This is a genomic window from Mesorhizobium sp. P2_E6 (assembly GCF_056403835.1).
The window spans coordinates 231,370-253,431 of sequence record NZ_JBFUEQ010000003.1 but is presented as its reverse complement, the minus strand read 5'-3'; the positions used below and the strand labels follow the sequence as shown (position 1 = coordinate 253,431).

18 protein-coding genes and 1 tRNA gene are annotated in these 22,062 nt (G+C 63.3%); 10 read left to right on the top strand and 9 right to left on the bottom strand.

Going from position 1 to position 22,062, the window contains the following annotated elements; genetic code table 11:
• Positions 1 to 5 precede the first annotated feature (5 nt).
• Together AC1D08_RS09130 and AC1D08_RS09125 are read left to right on the top strand one after the other, a co-directional pair.
• Positions 6 to 827 carry a biotin--[acetyl-CoA-carboxylase] ligase gene (locus AC1D08_RS09130; protein WP_457153271.1) on the top strand — a complete coding sequence of 274 codons (822 nt, stop codon included), beginning with the start codon at positions 6 to 8 and terminating at the stop codon, positions 825 to 827.
• Between the two features lie 34 nt (positions 828 to 861).
• Complete coding sequence (locus tag AC1D08_RS09125) at positions 862 to 2,532, top strand: ribonuclease J (protein WP_457153272.1); 1,671 nt, start codon at positions 862 to 864, stop codon at positions 2,530 to 2,532.
• Between the two features lie 15 nt (positions 2,533 to 2,547).
• Here the strand turns inward: AC1D08_RS09125 and AC1D08_RS09120 are convergent, their stop codons facing one another.
• A complete protein-coding gene (locus AC1D08_RS09120) occupies positions 2,548 to 3,411 on the bottom strand; it encodes an MBL fold metallo-hydrolase (protein ID WP_477422990.1) in 864 nt (287 codons plus the stop codon).
• Between the two features lie 189 nt (positions 3,412 to 3,600).
• Between AC1D08_RS09120 and mce the strand changes: the two genes are divergently transcribed.
• The 6 genes from mce (at position 3,601) to AC1D08_RS09090 (ending at position 9,993) form a co-directional block, all read left to right on the top strand.
• Entirely contained in the window at positions 3,601 to 4,005 is a 405-nt protein-coding gene (gene mce, locus AC1D08_RS09115) for a methylmalonyl-CoA epimerase (protein ID WP_477422988.1), read from the top strand.
• Complete coding sequence (locus tag AC1D08_RS09110; RefSeq protein ID WP_457153275.1) at positions 4,002 to 4,286, top strand: DUF1467 family protein; 285 nt, start codon at positions 4,002 to 4,004, stop codon at positions 4,284 to 4,286. The genes mce and AC1D08_RS09110 overlap by 4 nt, the downstream gene beginning before the upstream one ends.
• 630 nt (positions 4,287 to 4,916) lie before the next feature.
• Positions 4,917 to 6,245 (top strand): proline--tRNA ligase, encoded by a 1,329-nt coding sequence (gene proS, locus AC1D08_RS09105; RefSeq protein WP_477422986.1) that lies wholly within the window; start codon positions 4,917 to 4,919, stop codon positions 6,243 to 6,245.
• On the top strand, positions 6,242 to 7,528 hold the full coding sequence (locus tag AC1D08_RS09100; protein ID WP_457151926.1) for a lipoprotein-releasing ABC transporter permease subunit: 1,287 nt from the start codon (positions 6,242 to 6,244) through the stop codon (positions 7,526 to 7,528). Before proS ends, AC1D08_RS09100 begins: the two co-directional genes overlap by 4 nt.
• Positions 7,525 to 8,217 carry an ABC transporter ATP-binding protein gene (locus AC1D08_RS09095; protein ID WP_457151925.1) on the top strand — a complete coding sequence of 231 codons (693 nt, stop codon included), beginning with the start codon at positions 7,525 to 7,527 and terminating at the stop codon, positions 8,215 to 8,217. The genes AC1D08_RS09100 and AC1D08_RS09095 overlap by 4 nt, the downstream gene beginning before the upstream one ends.
• 525 nt (positions 8,218 to 8,742) lie before the next feature.
• Complete coding sequence (locus AC1D08_RS09090; RefSeq protein WP_457151924.1) at positions 8,743 to 9,993, top strand: site-2 protease family protein; 1,251 nt, start codon at positions 8,743 to 8,745, stop codon at positions 9,991 to 9,993.
• 27 nt (positions 9,994 to 10,020) lie between these two features.
• On the opposite strand, the gene lipB is transcribed toward AC1D08_RS09090, so the two are convergent.
• Positions 10,021 to 10,764 carry a lipoyl(octanoyl) transferase LipB gene (lipB, locus tag AC1D08_RS09085; RefSeq protein ID WP_457151923.1) on the bottom strand — a complete coding sequence of 248 codons (744 nt, stop codon included), beginning with the start codon at positions 10,762 to 10,764 and terminating at the stop codon, positions 10,021 to 10,023.
• A 236-nt stretch (positions 10,765 to 11,000) separates the two neighbouring features.
• Here lipB and AC1D08_RS09080 point away from each other — a divergent pair.
• A tRNA-Leu gene (locus AC1D08_RS09080) sits at positions 11,001 to 11,085 on the top strand.
• A 135-nt stretch (positions 11,086 to 11,220) separates the two neighbouring features.
• Here the strand turns inward: AC1D08_RS09080 and AC1D08_RS09075 are convergent.
• The 7 genes from AC1D08_RS09075 to AC1D08_RS09045 form a co-directional block, all read right to left on the bottom strand.
• The gene (locus AC1D08_RS09075; RefSeq protein WP_477422983.1) at positions 11,221 to 13,905 is read right to left on the bottom strand and encodes a phosphoenolpyruvate carboxylase; all 2,685 of its coding nucleotides are present in this window, start codon (positions 13,903 to 13,905) and stop codon (positions 11,221 to 11,223) included.
• 69 nt (positions 13,906 to 13,974) lie between these two features.
• The gene (locus AC1D08_RS09070; protein ID WP_457151921.1) at positions 13,975 to 14,943 is read right to left on the bottom strand and encodes a 2-hydroxyacid dehydrogenase; all 969 of its coding nucleotides are present in this window, start codon (positions 14,941 to 14,943) and stop codon (positions 13,975 to 13,977) included.
• Positions 14,944 to 15,020: 77 nt separating this feature from the next.
• A complete protein-coding gene (gene sucD, locus AC1D08_RS09065) occupies positions 15,021 to 15,920 on the bottom strand; it encodes a succinate--CoA ligase subunit alpha (protein WP_184873479.1) in 900 nt (299 codons plus the stop codon).
• Positions 15,921 to 15,933: 13 nt separating this feature from the next.
• The gene (locus tag AC1D08_RS09060; protein WP_457151920.1) at positions 15,934 to 17,118 is read right to left on the bottom strand and encodes a malate--CoA ligase subunit beta; all 1,185 of its coding nucleotides are present in this window, start codon (positions 17,116 to 17,118) and stop codon (positions 15,934 to 15,936) included.
• A gap of 21 nt (positions 17,119 to 17,139) precedes the next feature.
• Positions 17,140 to 18,102, bottom strand: coding sequence for an HpcH/HpaI aldolase/citrate lyase family protein (locus tag AC1D08_RS09055; protein ID WP_457151919.1), 963 nt, complete (start codon positions 18,100 to 18,102; stop codon positions 17,140 to 17,142).
• Positions 18,103 to 18,115: 13 nt separating this feature from the next.
• A complete protein-coding gene (locus AC1D08_RS09050; protein WP_457151918.1) occupies positions 18,116 to 19,306 on the bottom strand; it encodes an aminotransferase class V-fold PLP-dependent enzyme in 1,191 nt (396 codons plus the stop codon).
• Between the two features lie 134 nt (positions 19,307 to 19,440).
• Positions 19,441 to 20,064 (bottom strand): response regulator transcription factor, encoded by a 624-nt coding sequence (locus AC1D08_RS09045; protein WP_477423076.1) that lies wholly within the window; start codon positions 20,062 to 20,064, stop codon positions 19,441 to 19,443.
• 447 nt (positions 20,065 to 20,511) lie between these two features.
• Here AC1D08_RS09045 and mgtE point away from each other — a divergent pair, with 447 nt between their 5' ends.
• On the top strand, positions 20,512 to 21,930 hold the full coding sequence (mgtE, locus tag AC1D08_RS09040; protein ID WP_457150498.1) for a magnesium transporter: 1,419 nt from the start codon (positions 20,512 to 20,514) through the stop codon (positions 21,928 to 21,930).
• Positions 21,931 to 22,062: the final 132 nt, after the last annotated feature.

The following is a 22,062-nucleotide window of genomic DNA, read 5'->3' as shown; positions in this document are numbered from 1 at the left end:
ACGGCATGGCGTTTCGGCTGGCTCCTACCTCGGCGTCGGAAGGGTTCCGGCTCGAGGCACATGACAGCGTCGGCTCCACCAATGCGCTGGCGCTGGACCATGCCCGGGCGGGCGACCCCGGCAGATTGTGGGTCGTTTCCAAGAAGCAGGAAAGCGGGCGCGGGCGGCGCGGCCGTGTCTGGGCGACGCCGGAAGGCAACCTCGCGGCGACGCTGCTTGTCATCACCACTGCCGAGCTTCGTCTTGCCGCGACGCTGGGCTTCGTCGCCGGGCTGGCGCTGGCCGATGCGCTCGACGCGGTCGTGCCGAAGGGCCGGATCGCCATAGGCCTCGACGGCGCAAGTGCGGGCAAAAACCGGTTCGAGCTGAAATGGCCGAACGACGTGCTTGCCGCCGGCGCCAAGCTGGCCGGCATCCTGCTGGAATCGGCGATCCTGGACGGCGGCCGTTTCGCCGTGGCTGTCGGCATCGGCGTCAATGTTGTGGCTTATCCCGAAGATTTGCCCTATCCGGCAACTTCATTGCGCGCGCTGGGCGCGACATGCGATGCGGAAACATTGTTTCTGGCGCTGTCGGATGCCTGGAGCGAGAATGCCCGGTTGTGGGATGAGGGGCGCGGACTTGCCGCCGTCAGGCAACGCTGGCTGGCACGGGCGGCGGGGCTTGGCGGCGAGGTTGCTGTCAGAATTGACGGCAATGTGGTGCGTGGCGTGTTTGAAACCATTGACGAGGACTGCCGTTTCGTGATCCGCGACGATCAAGGTTCTATTCTGACGATCGCCGCCGGCGACGTGCATTTCGGCGCGGTCGCGTCTGCCCGCGTCTAACGGGCTTGGCCTGAGGGTCAGGAAGGGAAAAATCATGGCGAAAGCGGAAAACGCCGAACTCGTCTTCGTGCCGCTCGGCGGCGTCGGCGAGATCGGCATGAACTTCGCCCTCTATGGCTACGGCCCGCCGAGCGCGCGCGAGTGGATCGTCATCGATGTCGGCGTGACCTTTCCCGATGCCAGCCTGCCGGGCGTCGACCTGGTGCTGCCCGATACGCGCTTCATCGAGGAGAACCTCGCCAATCTGCGCGGCATCATCATCACGCATGCGCATGAAGACCATTATGGCGCGCTGCTCGACACCTGGCCGAAGCTGAAGGCCCCGGTCTGGATGACGCCGTTCAGCGCCGGCCTGCTCGAAGCCAAGCGGCAGGGCGAACAGGGCGCGCCGAAGATCCCGCTGACCATTTACCGGGCGGGCGAGAAATTCACGGTCGGCCCGTTCGAGATCGAAGCCATTCCCGTAGCGCACTCGATTCCCGAGCCGATGTCGCTGGCGATCACGTCGCCGGCCGGCACCGTCATCCACACCGGCGACTGGAAGATCGATCCAGAGCCGACGATCGGCCCGAAGACCGACGAGGCGCGTTTCCGCGCCTATGGTGACAAGGGTGTTCTGGCGCTGATCTGCGATTCGACCAATGCGCTGCGGGAAGGCGAGTCGCCTTCGGAAGTCGCCGTGGGCGAGGGCCTCAAGGGCGTCATCCAAGCAGCCAAGGGCCGCGTCGCCGTCACCACTTTCTCCTCCAATGTCGGCCGCATCGTCTCCATTGCCAAGGCGGCGCGCGATGCCGGACGCCAGTGCCTGGTGCTCGGCCGTTCGCTGAAGCGGGTGATCGATGTGGCTGATGAACTCGGTTACATGGACGGGCTGCCCGAGTTCATCGCCGAAGAGGATTTTGGCTTCATCCCGCGCGAAAACCTGGTGATCATCTGCACTGGCAGCCAGGGCGAGCCTTTGGCGGCGCTGGCCAAGCTGTCGCGCGAAGAAATGAAATCGGTGTCGCTGACGGCCGGCGATACGGTGGTGTTTTCCTCGCGTACGATCCCCGGCAATGAAAAGGCGATCCTCGAGATCAAGAACCGCCTGATCGACCTCGGCATCAAGATCATCGAGGACGGCGACGCGCTGGTGCATGTTTCAGGCCACCCGCGGCGCAGCGAATTGCGCAAGATGTACGAATGGGTGCGGCCGCAGATCGGCGTTCCCGTGCATGGCGAGGCAGCGCATCTGGTGGCGCAGGGGTCGCTGATGTCGACCTCCGGCATCGGCCAGGTGGCGCAGGTGCGCGACGGCGACATGCTCAGGCTCGCTCCCGGCCCCGCCACCATTATCGACCAGGTGCCGTTCGGGCGCATCTACAAGGACGGCAGTCTGATCGGCACCGATCAGGCGATGGGCATTCGCGATCGGCGCAAGCTGTCCTTTGCCGGCCATGTCGCGGTCAATGTCGTGCTCGACGACAAATATGAGCTTGCCGGCGATCCCGATCTGGTTGCCATCGGCGTCGCCGAGGCCGATGCAAGCGGTGAGACGCTCGAGGATCTGATGATCGACGCGGCAGTCGGCGCCGTGGATTCGATCCCCCGCCAGCGGCGAAAGGATCTCGACCTGGTGCAAGAGGCGGTACGGCGCGCCGTACGCGGCGCTGCCAACGAAGCGTGGGGCAAGAAACCGCTGGTGACGGTGTTCGTCACCCGGTGAGGGTGGCAGCGTTCGCTACACGTTCAGCTGATAGCTGACGGGAAGCCAGCGAAAAGAGCCGTCTAGCTGCTCGACGTAGCCCAGTCCTGGAAATGGCATGTGGTGGCCAGCGATCAACAGACGCTGTTCCGCGGCCATCTTCAGCAGTCGCTTGCGGGTCTCGATGGCCAGGTCTTTGTCATCATCCAGATCGGCACGCCACTCCGGCCGCTGGATGGACACGACATAGTGCAGGAAGGCGTCCGACCAGATGAGCAATTGCTGTCCGTCGCTTTCGACGAGAAACGCCAGCAGCCCGGGAGAATGACCGGCTGCGTCGATGGCGGCAATGCCAGGCGCAACCTTGTCCCCGGGTGCTATGAATGCTGCCCGGCCGGCCAGGTTGCTGCAAATGCGCCTGAATAGATCGCGGCTTTTCAATCTGGCCTCGCGCACCGCATTTCCCTCGGTCCAGAAGCTGAATTCCGCCGCGCCGAATACATAGCGTGCCCGCCTGAAAACGGGTTCGCCATCCTTCACAAGTCCTCCGATGTGATCCGGGTGCCCGTGGGTGATGATCACCACATCAATGTCATCAGGCCCGAGCCCAAGGTCCTGCAGACAATCCAAAAGCGAACTGTCCGCATCTCCGCATCCGGTGTCGAACAGGATCTTTTCGGAACCGGTGTCGATCAGCGTCGGGATGAAACAGTGCTCGTAGCGATCGCGGTCGATGAAGTTCGAGACAGCGAGTTCGTGCACTGCGGTTGACGACTGTCCAGGTGCCAGGGCCGATGCAAGGTTGTTGCGAACATCGACGGCATCGAGCAAAGCGGCAACTTTGAATGAGCCAAGACCGAATGTGAAAACGCGTGGGCGGGAAGGGTGGGCGTCGAACATTTGCCGTTTGTACTTCGCAGTTGCCGGTTGGAACAGCCTGGGCGGTGATTTTGAAACTCTCTGTCCGTTCAAGAGCGTTCGAGGACGGCTCGTCAAAGTGCGACAGTGCGCGCCTGGTGAAAGGCTGTTGATATCAGTCGATTTGACGTATGACGCCAGCCATCGGGACCCAGAAGGGAATGCTCGGATATGCTCGGTCGCCTGAACCATGTTGCGCTTGCAGTGCCGGATCTGGCTGCGGCCGTCGCCGCCTATCGCAACACGCTCGGCGCCGAAGTGACGGAGCCGCAGGCACTGCCGGAGCACGGTGTGACCGTGGTGTTCGTCAATGTCGGCAACACCAAGATCGAACTTCTGGAGCCGCTGGGCGAGGGCTCGCCGATCGCCGCCTTCCTGGAGAAGAATCCGTCCGGCGGGATGCACCATCTTTGCTACGAGATCGACGACATCCTGGCCGCACGCGACCAGCTCAAGGCCGCAGGCGCGCGCGTGCTGGGTGACGGCAATCCGAAGACCGGTGCGCATGGCAAGCCGGTGCTGTTCCTGCATCCGAAGGATTTCTTCGGTACGCTGATCGAACTGGAGCAATCATGAGCTGGGTATCGTTCACCGCACTTTTCTTCGCCACCTGGTGGATCGTGCTGTTCGTCGTGCTGCCGTTCAGCGTCAGCACACAGGACGACGATCACGACGTGACGCTGGGCACGGTTCCAAGTGCGCCGCGCGGCCCGCATATGCTGCGCGCCATCCTGCGAACCACCGTCGCGACGGCGGTTCTCATGGGCATTTTCTACGGCCTGACGAAAGGGTTGGGATACAGCCTTGACGAGGTGCCGCACATCATTCCGGAATTCAGTCAGACGCCAACGAAATAGGCCTTTTCAGGCCGCGTTTCAGCCGATTCGAGATCGACACGATATCGCCTGGAGGCCATGGCGATTCTGGCTTTGTGCCGGTTGACGCAAGGTCATCCAGTTTATCAATCTCTGCTGCTAACCAGATGTTTGCACAAAAAAAATGCAAGGCACAAGGCCTTGCAATTTAAACGCGTCCGATCTGTTTCCGGTTTCCGGCGGCAGCGAGTTACCGCGCCTAGATCGCATCCTCCCAAGACTTTGACCGCGTAGGAGAGCAGATTTTTCTCTACCCTCTCGGTTATCGGGGCACATTAGCCCAACGCGAATGAAAATGTCACGTAGAATTTTGCCTTGAAACGGGCATTCTCGTGCTGCACTGCACAATAGTGTGGCAGGCTTTGCTTGGGAAACGACCAATAAGACGCGCGCGGCACTGCAGCATCCCTGGAACGCCGGGTGTCCGAGGCACGCGCAAGGACGCTCTGGCACGTTCGACCCCATGTATCGTGCCTTTCCGAAAGCCGATTTCCGATTTTCGGATCGATGCGTCCGGGTTTCCATTCCGCCATGAAATGGCTATGAAGCCGGGGCAAGCAAGCCCGGGTCGCGCCGATTCCCGCGCGGCCATCCTCACTCACGGACCAGTCCATGCGTTTGTCGCGCTATTTCCTGCCTATCCTCAAAGAAAATCCGCGCGAGGCCGAAATCGTCTCGCACCGGCTGATGCTGCGCGCCGGCATGATCCGCCAGCAGGGGCAGGGCAGTTTCTCGTGGCTGCCACTCGGCAAGCGGGTCCTGGACAAGGTTTGCCTGATCATCCGCGAGGAGCAGAATCGCGCCGGTGCGCTGGAAATCCTGATGCCGACCATCCAGTCGGCGGATCTGTGGCGCGAAAGCGGACGCTATGATGACTACGGCAAGGAGATGCTGCGCATCAAGGACCGGCAGGACCGCGACATGCTCTACGGCCCGACCAATGAGGAAGTGGTCACCGAGATCGTCCGCGCCTACGTGAAGTCCTACAAGGACCTGCCGCTCAATCTCTACCACATCCAGTGGAAGTTCCGTGACGAAGTGCGGCCGCGCTTCGGTGTCATGCGTTCGCGCGAATTCCTGATGAAGGACGCCTATTCCTTCGACCTCGACTTCGAGGGCGCCAAGGCGGCGTACAACAGGATGTTCGTGTCCTATCTCAGGACGTTTACGCGCATGGGCCTGCAGGCGATTCCGATGCGGGCCGACACCGGGCCGATCGGCGGCGATCTCAGCCATGAATTCATCATCCTCGCCGACACCGGCGAGAGCCAGGTTTTCTGCCATCGCGACTATCTTTCGCTGGACGTGCCCGGAGAAAAGACCGACTTCGCCAACGACGCCGAGATCGGCGACATCGTCAAGACATGGACGACGCCCTACGCCGCCACCGACGAGATGCATGACGAGGCGGCCTGGGAGAAGATCGGCGAAAGCGACAAGGTTTCGGCGCGCGGCATCGAGGTTGGCCACATCTTCCATTTCGGCGACAAATACTCCAAACCGATGGGCGCCAAGGTGACCGGGCCCGACGGCAAGGATCATTTCGTCTCCGGCGGCTCCTACGGCATCGGTCCGTCGCGCCTGGTCGCGGCGATCATCGAAGCCAGCCATGACGACAACGGCATCATCTGGCCGGAAGCGGTGGCGCCATTCGACATCGGATTGATCAACATGAAGGCGGGCGATGCCGAGTGCGACCGCGTCTGTGACGAGCTGCATGCCGCCTTCGTCGCCGCCGGCAAGGATGTGCTCTACGACGACACCGACCAGCGGCCGGGCGGCAAGTTCGCCACCGCCGACCTGATCGGCCTGCCTTGGCAAGTCATCGTCGGTCCACGCGGCGTTGCCGCAGGCGAGATCGAGATCAAGAATCGCAGGACCGGCGAGCGCGAGACGCTGCCGATCGCCGACGCGAAAAAGCGCTTTGGCAGCGCCGCATGAGCGACGTGGCGGTGGCAAGATCGGCGGGCGCCGGACCTTTTTCCATCTTCGAGCGCATGGTTGCCTGGCGCTACCTGCGTTCGCGGCGCAAGGAGACGGTGATCTCGGTGATCGCCTCGATCTCCTTCCTCGGCATCATGCTGGGGGTCGCCACGCTGATCGTGGTGATGGCGGTGATGAATGGCTTTCGGGCGGAGCTGTTGACGCGCATCCTCGGCGTCAACGGCCATCTGATCGCGCAGCCGCTCGATTCGCCGCTTGAGGACTACGCACAGGTCGCCGGCCGCATCAACGGCGTGCCCGGCGTCAAATACGCCATCCCGCTGATCGATGGCCAGGTGCTGGCGCAAGGCAATGTCGGCGGCGGAACCGGCGCGCTGGTTCGCGGCATACGTGGCGAGGATCTGAGCAAGATCGCCATCGTCGCGGCCAACGTCAAGCAGGGTTCGATCGCCGGTTTCGACACCGGCGAGGGCGTCGCTATCGGCAAGCGCATGGCCGAGAATCTCGGCCTGGCGCTCGGCGACACGATCACCTTGATTTCGCCTGACGGCGACGTGACGCCGCTCGGCACGACGCCGCGCATGAAGGGCTATCCGATCACCGCGATCTTTGAAGTCGGCATGTCGGAATATGACAGTTCCATCGTCTACATGCCGTTCTCGGAGGCACAGCTCTATTTCAACATGGACGGCCGGGCCCAGACGATCGAGATCTACGTCGACAATCCCGATGATGTCGACGCGCTGAAACCGAAGGTGGAGGAGGCGGCGCAGCGGCCAATCGACCTCGTCGACTGGCGCCAGCGCAACGAGACCTTCTTTTCCGCCCTGCAGGTCGAGCGCAACGTCATGTTCATGATCTTGACGCTGATCGTGCTGGTGGCGGCACTCAACATCATTTCCGGCCTGATCATGCTGGTGAAGGACAAGGGGCATGACATTGCCATCCTGCGCACCATGGGGGCGTCGCGCGGCGCCATCCTGCGCATCTTCCTGATGACGGGGGCGGCGATCGGCGTGACCGGCACGATCGCCGGCGTGCTGCTCGGCGTGCTGATCTGCACCAACATCGAATCCATCCGCCAGTTCTTCTCCTGGATGACCGGCAAGGTGCTGTTCAACCCGGAGCTCTATTTCCTCAGCCAGCTGCCGGCGAAGATGGATCCGCGCGAGACGACCTATGTCATCCTGATGGCACTCGGGCTGTCCTTCCTGGCAACGGTGTTTCCAGCGTGGCGGGCCGCCCGGCTCGATCCCGTCGAAGCCTTGAGGTATGAATGATGGCCGAGGCCATTATCGAGCTGAAGAGCGTCGAGCGGCACTACGTCCAGGGGCCGCGCAAGCTCACCATTCTCAACGGCGCCGATTTCTCGCTAAAGCGCGGCGAGATGGTTGCGCTGGTGGCGCCGTCGGGCACCGGCAAGTCGACGCTGCTGCACACTGCCGGCCTGCTAGAGCGGCCTGATGCCGGCGACGTCATCCTGGCCGGCCGTGCCTGCGGGCGGCTCTCCGACGACGAGCGCACGGCGATCCGCCGCAACGATGTCGGCTTCGTCTACCAGTTCCATCACCTGCTGCCGGAATTCTCGGCGCTGGAAAACATCATGATGCCGCAGCTGATCAAGGGGCTGAGCCGCAAGGAGGCGTCGGAGCGCGCGGCGCAACTGCTCGACTACATGCAGATCGGCAAGCGCGCGTCGCACCGTCCGTCCGAGCTTTCCGGCGGCGAGCAGCAGCGCGTCGCCATTGCCCGCGCGGTTGCCAATGCACCGCTGGTGCTGTTGGCCGACGAGCCGACCGGCAATCTCGACCCTGTCACCGCCTCCTATGTGTTCGAGGCGCTGGCGGCGCTGGTCAAGCAATCGGGCCTCGCGGCGCTGATCGCTACCCACAATCACGAACTGGCCTCGCGCATGGACCGGCGCGTCACGCTGGCCGACGGCAAAGTGGTGCCGCTCGGCTTGAGCTGATCTCAGTCTCGACAGACCTGGCGAGCTCGCGGACAGTCCGCCCTCAGTGCGCGTTGCGGCTCCATTGATGGTTGTCGCACGCCCGTCAACCTTTCCTTAACCCTGCCGATTTGATCGCCCGGAAATTCCGGACGCGGCCGGATACCGACCGTTGACAATAGAACAAAATTAGAACAAATTAAAAACATATCAACAACAGGAGAGAGTTATGACCGATCTGGTTCAGGATGTCATCTCACTGGTTTGCATGAGCACCTTTCTCATTTCCATGGCGATCTGGATCGGCGCCATGTGATCTGGAGTTGAGGACGTGGCGCGAACGCAAGCGTCCCTCGGGCGCGAAACTCCTCACACTTACCCTCTCCCCGTTCAAGACGGGGAGAGGGGGGCATCAACGCTGGCGGCGTGCCTTTCACTGAGACGCCGACGCGAATGGCATGCATCCGGGAACCGAGTTTTCCTGTTAAGCTTTTCTTGCCGCCGCGACGTTTAGGGTAGTGCCTCCAAGACAGGGAGCAACGTCGCGTGTCGCCCATCGTCACGACCATCCTCGTGGCCAGCAATCTCGGGCTGATCTTTCTCTTGATGAGCGTGCCGCTTGGTTTGCGCACGATCAGGCTCAGCCGTGTCGTGGCTATGGACCGGCAGCGCCTCTGGCAGGCGCTGTGGCCGCTTGGCAGCGATGCCGGCTGGTCCGGCGAGATCCTTTCGGCCGAGCCGCTGGACGGCGAGGGCATGGCCCGCATCATGCTGTCCTGGGAAGGCCGCGACGGCAAGCCGATCGAGCGCAAGTCGCGGTTTGAGGACGTAGTCGAGGGCAGCCGTTTCTCGATGCGGGTCATCGAGGATACCACGCTCGACGCTTCGTTCTGGAAGGATTTTCGCGAGACCACTGAGCTCGTTTCTGAAGGCAGCGGCACGCGGATCACGCTTGGCCAGACCGATCGCTATCGCGGCTTTGCCTTCCTGGTGTTCCGCTATTTCGCCATGTGCCGCGAACTCTCCAAGCTGCAGCGCTGGGCGAGGACCGGGCGATATCGCAAGGGCGGCTGGTTCGAGCATCCGCTCAGCCAGGTCGGCTTCGCGGCATTGTCGGCATTGATCCTGTGGCCGTTCTTCGGGCTTCATCTCGGCGGACTGGCGCTGGCCGCGATCCTCACGTCAGTGGTGGCCCTGCACGAGCTCGGCCACATGGCCGCGTTTCGCCTGATGGGTCACAACAAGGCGCGCATGATCTTCATTCCGCTGCTCGGCGGCATCGCCATTGGCGGGCGGCCATATGACAGCCGTTTCGAAGTGGCGTTCGTGGCGTTGATGGGCGCCGGCTTCTCCGCCTTCCTGGTGCCGGTCGTCATCGCCGCCAGCACCTTTGCCGGCGCGGAAGGATATCGACTGGCAGCAATGCTGCTGGCGACGCTGGCGGGCTTTGCTGCCCTGTTCAACATCGCCAATCTGGTGCCGGTGTGGAAGTTCGATGGCGGCCAGGTGCTGCGCCAGATCTGCCCGGGGCCGATCGTGCTGGCGCTGGCCTCGTTCTCCCTGCTTTCGGCCTTCCTGGCGCTTGGCCGAAAGGCCGGCTTTTCCCCGGGCTTTCTGCTCGCCGCGGGCGCGGTCTTTTCAATCCTCAGCCTGCTGACGATGCGCAGCGGGGTAAAGCCGCGCCACGAGCTGAAACCGATCCGCACCGTCGACCGCCTCGTCATCGCCGGCGCGCTGCTGGCGGTGTTCGCTATCCATGGCTTCGGCGTCCTGTGGGCGTCCGCGCAACTGATCTGAGGTGTGTTGATATTCGGGCCGGATGGATCAGCCGGCCTTGCGGGCGGCTTCGACAGGCAAAGCCGTGGCGGGACCGAAGACGTCGTCGAAGGCAGATTTCAGGGCCAGGTCGAGGTCCGCCATTGTTACAGGCAAGCCGAGGTCGACAAGGCTGGTAACGCCGTGGTCCTGCACGCCGCACGGCACGATGCCGCTGAAATGGTCGAGATCCGGTTCGACATTGATGGCGATGCCATGAAAGCTCACCCAGCGCCGCAGCCTGATGCCGATGGCGGCGATCTTGTCTTCGGCCGGCGAGCCGTCCGGCAGGGCAGGGCGATCCGGCCGCACCACCCAGACACCGACGCGGTCCTCGCGGCGTTCGCCGTGCACGTTGAAAGCGGCGAGCGTGGCGATGATCCACTGTTCAAGCGCGGCGACAAAAGCACGGACATCCTCGCGGCGCCGCTTCAGGTCGAGCATCACATAGGCGACCCGCTGGCCCGGCCCATGATAGGTGTACTCACCGCCGCGCCCAGCCGCGAACACTGGAAAACGGTTCGCGTCGATCAGGTCCTCGCTACGGGCACTGGTGCCGGCGGTGTAAAGCGGCGGATGTTCGACAAGCCAGACCATTTCGCCGGCGGCACCGCTTCGGATCGCCTCGGCGCGCGCCTCCATGAAGGCCAGCGCATCGCGATAGGCGGTGAGGCCAGGCTCGATGCACCATTCGACCGGTGCTGAACCGGGGAGCGGCAGGAACGACGTGGCGATCTGGCTGCGTTCTGGCATGGCTTTTCGTTTTTCGTTTATGCATGTCATGATCCCAAAACCGCCTTGCGCTTTCGGGCGACATGCATTTGCCTTCCATATGGCGCTATCGGGCCGAAACGTCCAGTTTCGGCTACGCATTCCAATTCTGTGGAACGTTATGCCAATCGCTGGCGATTATTGCTTGCGGCGCACTTGTTTCGCCGGAAACGATTTGCTACACGCCGCGAGCCGGTCGGTTCCGGCTCCTACCACGTGCGGTCGTGGCGGAATTGGTAGACGCGCAGCGTTGAGGTCGCTGTGGGGCAACCCGTGGAAGTTCGAGTCTTCTCGACCGCACCAAATTTCCCTGACAGATTGCTTATGGCGAGCTCTGACGGCAGGCGATGACACGTCGCGGCCACAGGGCTTTCCGCGGATCGAAACGGCAGCGGCGGCGCGTCCTTCAGACCACGCCGCCGCTTCGCCTTTTAGGGCCTATCCCGTCCACCCAAGGCCAGCCGAAATGCAATTGATCGATACAAGCAGAGCGTCGGTCGCCCGCTTTTGATCCGCCGTGCCGGTATTTGCCCGAACTTCACGCAGCAGATCGACCTGTAGCCGGTGAATGTCATCCATCTGTCGCCGCAGACTGTCGAAACGCCGCTTGAACATCGGAAAGCGCGCGGAAAGATCGCCTCCCGTGAGGTCGCCGATCAGGCGTCGCGTCAACTCGTATTCGGCGGCGATGCGGGCGTAGATTCGCTGGGCCGCATCGCTGTCGGACACCAGGCGGGCGTAGAGCCCCGCGATCTCCATGTCGGACTGGTAGAGCGTCTTCTCGGCCTCGTCGACGATCAAGCGGAAGAAGCGCGAGTGCTCGAACATGCCGGCCAGAAGTTCGCGCCCGGCCTCGCCGCGCACAGCGACGAAAGAGCTAAGCGCGCTGCCGATGCCATACCAGCCAGTCAGCAGATGACGGTTCTGACTCCAGGCGAACACCCATGGAATGGCGCGCAGGTCAGCAATGCCGCTGGCGCCGAAACGGCGGTCCGGCCGTGACCCCATTTTCAGGAGCGCCAGCTCCGCGACCGGGCTCGCCTGGTTGAAATAATCGAGGAAACCGGGCTCGGCCATCAACCCGGCGTAGGATGCCTGCGACATGCCTGCCAGAGCTTCCAGCGCCTCGTCGAATTCCGGCGTTTCCTTCGGCTCGACATCACCGGGCGATCCGACACCGTGGGCCAGCACGCCAGCGGCGAGAACCTCGAGCTGGTTGAGGCCGGTGCCGCGATTGGCGAATTTCGACGATACGACCTCGCCCTGCTCCGTCACCCGCATGGATCCGGCTACCGTGCCTTCCGGTTGTGCCGCGATCGCCCGGCCGGTCGGCGCGCCGCCACGGCTGACAGAGCCGCCGCGACCGTGAAAGAAACTGATCCTGACGTTGTGCTTGCGCCCGACGGCGGCGAGGCGCTTTTGCGCTTTTGCCAGTTCCCAATTGGAAGCCAGAAAGCCGCCGTCCTTGTTGGAATCTGAATAGCCAAGCATGATTTCCTGGCGCGCGCCGAAATCTCGCACCGTCCGCCTCACTAGCGAAACGCCGAGCAATCCAATCAGGATGCCCGGTGCGGCCTGTAGATCGGAGATAGTCTCGAACAATGGTACGATCCGCAGCCTGATCGTGCCGCCACCACCAGGCGCGGTTGAAAGTCCGCAACATTGCGCCAGCAGATAGACCGCGAGCAGATCGTCGGCCGAACGGGTCATACTGAGAACGAAGGAGCCGACAGCGTCGGCATCCGAGCCGGAGATCTGCTCGCGGATAACGGAGAAAGTCGAAAGCAGTTCGCCTGCTTCGGGCGAGAGGCGGCCTGCGTCGATCTCCAGCCGCTCGCCCTGGATGATGGCTGTGCGAATACGCGCCGACCATTGCGGCGTGCCGGCTGCGACCGGATCGGCGGGATTTTCCAGCGCAAACAGTTCGGCCAGCACCCGGTTGACGACCGTGGAGTTCTGCCGGATGTCGAGCGAGACCGTACGGAAGCCGAAGCTTCCGACTTGCCAAAGCAGAGGCTGGATGAAGCGCTTGGCTACCGCGCGACCTCCGATCGCTTCGAGAACGGAAGACAGCCCGTTCAGATCGGCACGAAACGCCTCTGCCGAGAGATATGCCGCCGGACCGCCGTCTCGCGTGGCCTCCAGCCGGGCAAGCAAGGCCGAGGCGAACTGGCGAAGCGGTTCGTCAGGGTTGCGGGCGGCGATAATGTGCGCCAGTCCGCTTTTATCAAGCGCCGTTTGCAGCACCGGCTTGAAGCTGGCCGGCAGGTCGATGACGTTTGAGCTGGCGCTGAGCACCGTCACCAGCCGCTGCACCTGCGTCAGATACCAGCCTATTGCGGTGTTGCGGTATTCGGCCATGGCATGGGCGGTGACCGCGGCAGTCACATTTGGATTGCCATCGCGGTCGCCGCCGATCCACGAGGCATAGCGCATGAATGAGGGAATTCTGATCGGCTCTCCCGGATAGTGACGCTCGAAGGCGCCCTGAAGCTTGCCATAGAGCTGCGGCGTTGCCTCGAAGATGACTTCGCGAAAGAAATGCAGGCCCCAGGCGATTTCACGTTCGACCGTCGGACGCTCCAGGCGCAACTCGCCCGTCATCCACAGAAGCTCGATCTCGCTTTCCAGATCGGCGACCAACAGGGAGCGTTCGCGCGGCGCCCAGCGTGGCTGGTCGAGCTCGGTCAGCTTGCGATAGATACGGCGGTGGATCTCCAGCACCGTGACGCGTTTGGCTTCCGTCGGGTGCGCGGTCATGGTCGGGCCAACGCGAAGCTCATCGAGCTTCGCCTGGACTTCCTGCGCCGAGTGGCCATTCGCCGCCATCTGCGCGATCACGCTGGCGAAGGAGCCGGGTACTTCGTCAACACCCGCGCCTTGTTCGAGTTCGCGGCGCGCCCGCATGGCAAGCAACTCGTCTGCTATCGCCAGCAACTGGAACCATACGCCGCTTGCCTGAAGCGCCGGGATGCGCTGCTCCGCGGCGAGGGAGACAAGCGACCGACGTCCGGCCAGAACGGCGGCGATCTCGGGCTCACGCGCGCTTGCGACCTGAAGCAGCAAGCGCAACAAAAGGCTGCGCTCGTCCTCACGAAAGTTGATGCGTCTGCTCTGTTCCAAACCGGTTTCCTGCTTCGTCCGCACCGATGGCCAAGTAGCCGCGCCCTGAATCGAGGGCGGCGCCTGCTGTCAGGCGACCCGGTCGGGGACCGGGCGACCCTCGAAAAAGGCGGCCAGGTTCTCCACCACCTTCATGCCCATCGCCACCCGCGTTTCCTCGGTCGCACTCCCGAGATGCGGCAACAGCACCACGTTCTCCAACCGCTTCAGCGCCTCCGGAACGGCCGGCTCGTCGGCAAAGACGTCGAGACCCGCCCCCGCGATCTCGCGCCTTTCCAGTGCACCGATCAGGGCATCCTGGTCGACGACGTCGCCGCGCGCCGTGTTGATCAGGAACGCGTCGCCTTTCATCGACCGCAGGCTTCGAGCATTGATGAGATGGCGGTTTTCCGCGCCGCCCGGACAGTGCAGCGACACGAAATCAGATGTTATGAGCACATTGTCCAGGGTTGGCATCTGCACCGCGCCCATGGCGCGCGTCTCGTCATCATCGACCGGGGACCGATTGAAGAACACGATGTTCATACCGAAGCCGAAATGCGCGCGCCTGGCTGTCGCCTTGCCGATGCGCCCCATGCCGACAATACCCAAGGTTTTGCCCGACACCTTCGCGCCGGCCATATGGGTTGGCGACCAGCCGCGCCACTCTCCGGCCCGCAACTGCCGCTCGCCCTCACCAGTCCGGCGCGCGACAGCCAACAGCAAGCTGAGGGCGAGGTCGGCGGTGCAATCGGTCAGCACGCCCGGAGTGTTGGTCACGACGATGTCGCGGTCGCGGGCTGCCGCGACATCGATATGGCTGAAGCCGACGCCGAAATTGGCAATGATCCGGGTGCGGGCGGTGTTCTCGGGAAACACTGCACCAGGCAAGCGGTCGCTGACCGTTGCCAGGATCGCGTCAAAATTCGCGAATGCCGATGTCATTGCGGCAGGGCTCAGCGGCGTATCGCTGGGGTTGAGCGTCGTGTCGAAGCGCTCGGCGAGGATCGCTTCAACGGGGGCCGGCCATCTCCGGGTGACAATCAAACGCGGTTTCATCGAATTTCCTGCCGATCGATGGGCCGCGATGCATCCGCCGACCCGAAACAGACTTCACATCTTGAGCCATGCGACCGTCAGGCCGCCTTCTTCATCCCGGCCAGGGTATCGGCAACGACCTCCCCGAAGGACGATGGCGTCGGCACGATGACGACGCCGGCCTCTTTGAGGATTTCGACCTTTTCCTGCGCCGACTCGCCGAAGGCCGAGATGATGGCGCCGGCATGGCCCATGCGCCGGCCCTTCGGCGCGGAAAGCCCGGCGATGTAGGCGATCAGCGGCTTGCGCATGTTGTCGCGCGCCCAGATAGCGGCTTCCGCCTCCTGCGGTCCGCCGATCTCGCCGATCATGACCACGGCATCGGTTTCGTCGTCCTGTTCGAACAGCTTCAGCATGTCCTTGAAGGACGAGCCGTTGATCGGATCACCGCCGATGCCGACGCTGGTCGAAACGCCGATGCCGAGCGCCTTCATCTGCGAGGCTGCCTCATAGCCGAGCGTGCCCGAGCGCCCGACGATGCCGACGCGGCCGGGGAGATAGATGCTGCCCGGCATGATGCCCATCAGTGCCTGTCCGGGCGTGATCACGCCAGCGCAGTTCGGACCGATCAGCCGCATGCGGTCCTCGAAACGGTAGCGAAGCATGTAGCGCTTCACCTGCATCATGTCCTGCGAGGGGATGCCGTCGGTGATGCAGACGCATAGCTTTATGCCGGCATCGGCGGCTTCCATGATCGAATCGGCAGCGAAAGGCGGCGGCACGAAGACGATGCTCGCTTCGGCGCGGGTTTCGCGAACGGCGCCCTTGACGGTGTTGAAGACCGGCAGGCCGAGATGCTTCTGACCGCCCTTGCCGGGCGTCACGCCGCCGACGAGCTTGGTGCCGTAGCGCTTCATGTCTTCGGCATGGAAGCTGCCGATCTTGCCGGTGAAGCCCTGGACGATGACCCGCGTGCCGCGGTTGAGCAGGATTGCCATATTCTTAGCTCCCTCAGCTTGCTTTTTTGAGCGTTGCCGAACGCCAGGCGGCGACGGCTTTTTCGGCGGCTTCCGCCAGCGTATCGGCGACGATCACCGCCTCGCCGGAATCGGCCAGGATGCGGCGCCCTTCCTCGACCTTGGTGCCGGCAAGCCGCACCACCAGGGGGACGTTGACGCCGACTTCGCGGATTGCCTTGACGACGCCTTCGGCGACCCAGTCGCAACGGTTGATGCCGGCGAAGATGTTGACCAGGATGGTCTCGACATTCTTGTCACCAAGCACGGCGCGGAACGATTTCGCGACCCGCTCCGGCGAGGCGCCGCCGCCGATGTCGAGGAAGTTCGCCGGCTCGCCGCCGGCGATCTTGATCATGTCCATCGTCGCCATGGCGAGACCGGCGCCGTTGATGATGCAGCCGATATTGCCGTCGAGGCCGACATAGGAGAGGCCCCGGTCGCTGGCGAAGGTCTCACGCGGGTCTTCCTGGCTCTTGTCGCGCAGCTCGGAGATCTCCGGCCGCCGGAACAACGCGTTCTCGTCGAACGACATCTTGGCGTCGAGCGCGACGAGGTTGCCGTCGCGCGTCACCACCAGCGGATTGATCTCCAGCATCGAGGCGTCGTAGTCGCGGAACACCTGGTAGCAGCTGAAGATGGTTTCGGTCGCCTTGCCGATCAGGTTCTGGTCCAGACCGAGCCCGAAGGCGATCTCGCGCGCCTGGAAGCGCTGCATGCCGACGCCCGGATCGACCGTGGTCCGGATGATGGAATCCGGCGCCCTCTCGACGATATCCTCGATCTCCATGCCGCCGGCGGCCGACGCCACGATCATGACGCGCTCTTCTTTGCGGTCGAGAACGAAGCCGACATAGAGCTCCTGCGCGATGTCGACGGCCTCCTCGAGATAGAGCCGCGATATCAACTTGCCCCGCGGGCCGGTCTGCTGGGTCACGAGCTTGCGGCCGAGCATTGCTTCGGCCGCGTTGGAGATCTCCTCGTCATTGGCGCAGAGCTTGATGCCGCCGGCCTTGCCGCGGGCACCGGAATGAACCTGCGCCTTGAGAACCCATTTGCCGCCGCCGATCTCGCGCGCCCGATAGGTCGCCTGCTCGGGGCTGTAGGCCAGGCCGCCGCGCGGAACATGAACCCCGTGGCGGGCAAGCAGTTCCTTGGCCTGGTATTCGTGAATGTCCATTTTTTGTCCTCCCAAGAGCCTTCAGTGCGCGGCTGCGTGCGCCTGGCCGGCGCGTTCGATTGCCTCGTTGACCACCAGCACATTGCGCGCCATGCGTTCCGACGCCGCGTCGATCATTTTTCCGTCGAGCGCCGCCGCGCCCTTTCCGAGCGCCTCCGCTTCCTTGAGCACTTCCAGGATGCGCCTGGCGCGGACGACTTCCTTTTCCGGCGGCGAGAAGACGTTGTTGGCAAGCGCGATCTGCGAGGGGTGGATCGCCCATTTGCCTTCGATGCCAAGTGCCGCCGCGCGCCTTGCCGCCGCCGTGTAGCCCTCGGGGTCCGAGAAATCGCCGAACGGCCCGTCGATGGCGCGCAGGCCGTAGGCCCTGCAGGCAACCGTCATCCGCGACAGGGCGAAATGCCACTGGTCACCCGGATAGTCGGGATTGAGACCGCCGATGTTGACGGTGCGCGCCTTGTTGCTGGCGGCATAGTCGGCGACGCCGAAATGCATCGCCTCCAGGCGGCCGGGCGTGGCGGCGATCGCCTCGACATTGGCCATGCCGAGCGCCGTCTCGATGAGGGCTTCGAGGCCGACGCGGGTCTTGTAGCCCTTGGCCATCTCGATCTGGTTGACCATGGCTTCGACCATATAGAGGTCGGCCGGAACGCCGACTTTCGGCACCAGTATGGTGTCCAGCCGGTCGCCGGCCTGTTCCATCACATCGACCACGTCGCGATACATGTAGTGCGTGTCGAGGCCGTTGATGCGCACCGAAACGGTCTTGCCCTTGGCGCGCCAGTCGATGTCGTTGAGCGCCTGGATGATGTTTTTGCGGGCGCGTTCCTTGTCCGGCGGCGCCACCGCGTCCTCGATGTCGAGGAAGACGAAATCGGCGGCGCTGTTGGCCGCCTTCTCGATCATCTCCGGGCTGGAGCCGGGAACCGCGAGTTCGCTGCGCTGCAGCCGGAGTTTTTTGAGATGGTTGATCGTGTGGCTCATGGTCGCGTTCCTCTCACGCCGCTTCGGCGACAGGTACCTCGGCCGAGGCACGGAAGTGCTGGATGGCGGCGCCGACGCCCGAACCTGGCGCCAGCCGGACGCCGCAATCGAGCAGCGCCATTTCGGCCGCCGACAGCGAGGCGAGCACCATCACCTCGTTCAGCCAGCCGAGATGGCCGATGCGGAAGACCTTGCCGAGCACCTTGTTGAGACCGCCTCCGAGCGAGGTCCGGTAGCTCTGGTAGGCGCGCTTGACGACGTCGCCGCTGTCGATGCCTTCCGGCACCAGGATGGCGCTGACGGTGTCGGAGTGCCATTTCGGCGCCTTCGCGCAAAGCTTCAGGCCCCAGGCGTCGACCGCCTTGCGCACGCCTTCGGCAAGGCGATGGTGACGGGCGAAGATGTTCTCGAGCCCTTCCTCGGCGATCAGGTCGAGCGAGGCGCGCAGTCCGCGCAGCAGTTGCGTTGCCGGCGTATAGGGGAAATAGCCGGCGTCGTTGGTACGGATCATGTCCTCGAACGAGAAGAAGCAGCGGCGGTGAGTCGCGACCCTGGAAGCGGCCAGCGCTTTCTTGCTGACCGAGAGGAAGCCGAGGCCGGCAGGCAGCATGAAGCCTTTCTGCGAGCCGCTGACGGCGCAGTCGACACCCCATTCCTCCTGACGAAAGTCGATCGAGCCGATCGACGACACACCGTCGACAAAGAGAAGGGCAGGGTGGTTCGCCGCGTCGAGTATGGCTCGGCAGCCTGCGACATCGCTGGTGACGCCGGTGGCGGTCTCGTTCTGCGTGCAGAAGATTGCCTTGATGCGGTGTGCCTTGTCGGCCTTCAGCTTTTCTGAGTAGAGGTCGAGCGGCACGCCGGTTCCCCACTCGCAGTCGATCACGTCGACCTCGAGGCCGAGGCGCTCGGCCATGTCGACCCACAGATGCGAGAACTGTCCGAAGCGCGACATCAGCACGCGATCGCCGGGGCTGAGCACGTTGGTCATCGCCGCCTCCCAGGCGCCGGTGCCCGACGACGGGTAGATGAAGACGCGGCCGGTCTCGTTCTTGAAGACCTTCTTGATGTCCTCGAACAGTGGCAGCGTGAAATCAGGGAACGATCCGGCGCGCATGTCCTCCATCGGGAGGTTCATCGCTTGCCGGACCTGCTCCGGAATGTTGGTGGGTCCTGGAATAAAAAGGTGGGTGAACCCAGCCATGCGTGAACTCCTCCGAAGTTAGAGATTTGTGGAGGGAGTGTCGTTTGGAAGGCGAGGGGCAACAACACCTTGGTGGGTAAGTTCTCGCCGCGCGCGGGTGGGGCGAGCCTACCCGCTCGGCCTACCCGGTCGTGTTACCCGACAGGCTGCTTGGGACTGCGACGCTTCTCGCTCGAATAGAGCGCGACGGCCATCGCGCGATTGCGGACGTCAAGCTTGTCATAGAGATTCTTGAGGTGATACTTCACCGTATTCTCGGAAATTCCAGTGCGCGTTGCGATCTGAACGTTGGTCCAGCCGTCGGAAAGCACCGCCAGCAGTTCGCGCTCGCGAACCGTGAGCTGGGCCAAAGGCGTGTCGTTGACCTTGTTGATGTCGATGTAGGGGATGCAGATGCGGCCGTGCGCGACCGCCAGGATCGTCTCGAAGATGATATGCGGATCGTCGAACTGGAAGCAGTAGCCTTGAGCACCAAGCCGCACGCACTGCTTCAAGATGCCGATGTCGTGGTCGTTGGAAAACACCGTGATGCGCACATCGAGCTTACGGCTCTGGACCTCGGCCAGCACATCCGCGCCGTCCATGTCGGCGAGCCTCCAGCCGATGACAGCGACATCAAACGTGGTCTTTCCTGCCAGGTCCAGGAGTTGCCTGCCGCTCTGCACGGCGCTCAGCAATTCGAAACGTCCGTCGCATTCCAGCATTTCGCGGAGCGCCGATATGACAAGCGGATTGCGCTCGGCGACAACGACGCGAATGCGTTGCTGTCCTGATGTGGCCTCGTTCGTTCTCGCCGACCTTGCGTTCAAGGGCTTCCGTTCTGGACCGGTTGCGGGCATGGGCGGACCCGGCTGGTATCCGGACCCTATGCCATGACAATCGCCGCAACCGCACCACGGTGCTCTTTCCCCAGCGACATGCGCTGTCGCGCCACCTGAACCGGTACCCAGTTGGTTTTGACGGGATCGGCATCGTCAGCCCAGCGCTCGGCGATGTCCGCCTCTGGCGACGTCAGGCCGGTAGGAGCGCGCGTATTTCGTTTGATATTCCGTGCGTTAGGACCATAGGTTCCCAAATCGAATCGTGCTGCCGCGCCATCTCTGGATCGAGCGGCGGATTCTCCCCAAAAGCGGTTTCCACTTTTGGGTCCGATGCTCTAGACCTGAGACGCACCTTTTCCGGGATTGCGATGGCGGGAGGCGCTGGTGGAAGGCCAGGACGAACGGACGACCGGCGCCAGGGCCGCTGAAGACGCCCACGCCGATATTTATGGCGAGGATGGCGCCGTCCTTTCGTCCTTCCTTGCCCAGATCGGTGCGGCGATCGCCGACCGCGACACGCTCACGCTCAAGCACGAAGTCGACCACCTGCACCAGTCGGAGCTCGGCGACCTGCTCGAGGCTCTGCATCCCGAACAGCGCCGCACGCTGGTCGAATTGTTGGGCGCCGATTTCGACTTCTCCGCGCTGACCGAGGTCGACGAGGCGATCCGTATGGAGATCGTCGACAATCTGCCCAATGCGCAGATCGCCCAGGCGGTGCAGGAGCTCGATTCCGACGACGCGGTCTACATTCTCGAAGACCTCGAAAAGGAAGACCAGGACGAGATCCTGTCGCAACTGCCGTTCACCGAGCGGATCAGGCTGCGCCGCTCGCTCGACTATCCGGAAGAGACGGCCGGCCGCCGCATGCAGACCGAGTTCGTCGCGGTGCCGCCGTTCTGGACGATCGGCCAGACCATCGACTACATGCGCGAGGACAAGAACCTGCCCGAGCGCTTCAGCCAGATCTTCGTCATCGATCCGACCTTCAAGCTGCTCGGCGCCATCGACCTCGACCAGATCCTGCGCACCAAGCGCGCGGTCAAGGTGGAAGAGGTCATGCATGAGACGCGACACGCCATTCCCGCCACCATGGACCAGGAAGAGGCGGCGCGGGAATTCGAACAGTATGACCTTCTGTCTGCCGCCGTTGTCGACGAGAACGAACGGCTGGTCGGCGTGCTGACCATCGACGACGTCGTCGACGTCATACAGCAGGAAGCGGAAGAAGATCTCCTGCGCATGGGCGGCGTCGGTGACGAAGAGCTCTCCGACAGCATCTTTTCGACCTCGCGCTCGCGCGTGCCTTGGCTGCTGGTCAACCTCTTGACCGCATTCCTGGCGGCATCGGTGATCGGCCTGTTCGACCGCACGATCGAGCATATCGTGGCGCTGGCAGTGCTGATGCCGATCGTCGCCGGCATGGGTGGCAATGCCGGCTCGCAAACCATGACGGTCACCGTGCGCGCGCTGGCGACCAAGGATATCGACATCTACAATGCCGGCCGCATCATCCGCCGCGAGATGGGTGTCGGCTTCATCAACGGAATCGTCTTTGCCATCCTGATCGGCATCGTCGCCGCGACCTGGTTCCACGACAACAATCTGGGCGGCATCATCGCCGCGGCGATGATCATCAACATGTTCGCGGCCGCTTTGGCCGGCATCCTGATCCCGCTGCTGCTCGACCGTTTCAAGATCGATCCGGCGGTCGCTTCGGCGGTCTTCGTCACCACGGTCACCGATGTCGTCGGCTTCTTTGCCTTTCTCGGCATTGCCACGTGGTGGTTTGCGGTGCCTTGAAGGCGCATCGTGCCCTCAATTGACTTTTACGTAAATGCCGTGCGAGGCTTGCGCGGGGTGCCATGTCGATTCCGGCTTGGCATGGGTTTGGTTCGGGACAGGAGGGGGTGCCGCATGGCGATCCCCGGGTTC

Coding starts and splice junctions, on each gene's coding strand:
- AC1D08_RS09130 (WP_457153271.1), top strand. CDS start 6: ATGGCGTTTCGGCTGGCTCCTACCTCGGCGTCGGAAGGGTTCCGGCTC.
- AC1D08_RS09125 (WP_457153272.1), top strand. CDS start 862: ATGGCGAAAGCGGAAAACGCCGAACTCGTCTTCGTGCCGCTCGGCGGC.
- AC1D08_RS09120 (WP_477422990.1), bottom strand. CDS start 3,411: ATGTTCGACGCCCACCCTTCCCGCCCACGCGTTTTCACATTCGGTCTT.
- mce (WP_477422988.1), top strand. CDS start 3,601: ATGCTCGGTCGCCTGAACCATGTTGCGCTTGCAGTGCCGGATCTGGCT.
- AC1D08_RS09110 (WP_457153275.1), top strand. CDS start 4,002: ATGAGCTGGGTATCGTTCACCGCACTTTTCTTCGCCACCTGGTGGATC.
- proS (WP_477422986.1), top strand. CDS start 4,917: ATGCGTTTGTCGCGCTATTTCCTGCCTATCCTCAAAGAAAATCCGCGC.
- AC1D08_RS09100 (WP_457151926.1), top strand. CDS start 6,242: ATGAGCGACGTGGCGGTGGCAAGATCGGCGGGCGCCGGACCTTTTTCC.
- AC1D08_RS09095 (WP_457151925.1), top strand. CDS start 7,525: ATGATGGCCGAGGCCATTATCGAGCTGAAGAGCGTCGAGCGGCACTAC.
- lipB (WP_457151923.1), bottom strand. CDS start 10,764: ATGCCAGAACGCAGCCAGATCGCCACGTCGTTCCTGCCGCTCCCCGGT.
- AC1D08_RS09070 (WP_457151921.1), bottom strand. CDS start 14,943: ATGAAACCGCGTTTGATTGTCACCCGGAGATGGCCGGCCCCCGTTGAA.
- sucD (WP_184873479.1), bottom strand. CDS start 15,920: ATGGCAATCCTGCTCAACCGCGGCACGCGGGTCATCGTCCAGGGCTTC.
- AC1D08_RS09060 (WP_457151920.1), bottom strand. CDS start 17,118: ATGGACATTCACGAATACCAGGCCAAGGAACTGCTTGCCCGCCACGGG.
- AC1D08_RS09055 (WP_457151919.1), bottom strand. CDS start 18,102: ATGAGCCACACGATCAACCATCTCAAAAAACTCCGGCTGCAGCGCAGC.
- AC1D08_RS09050 (WP_457151918.1), bottom strand. CDS start 19,306: ATGGCTGGGTTCACCCACCTTTTTATTCCAGGACCCACCAACATTCCG.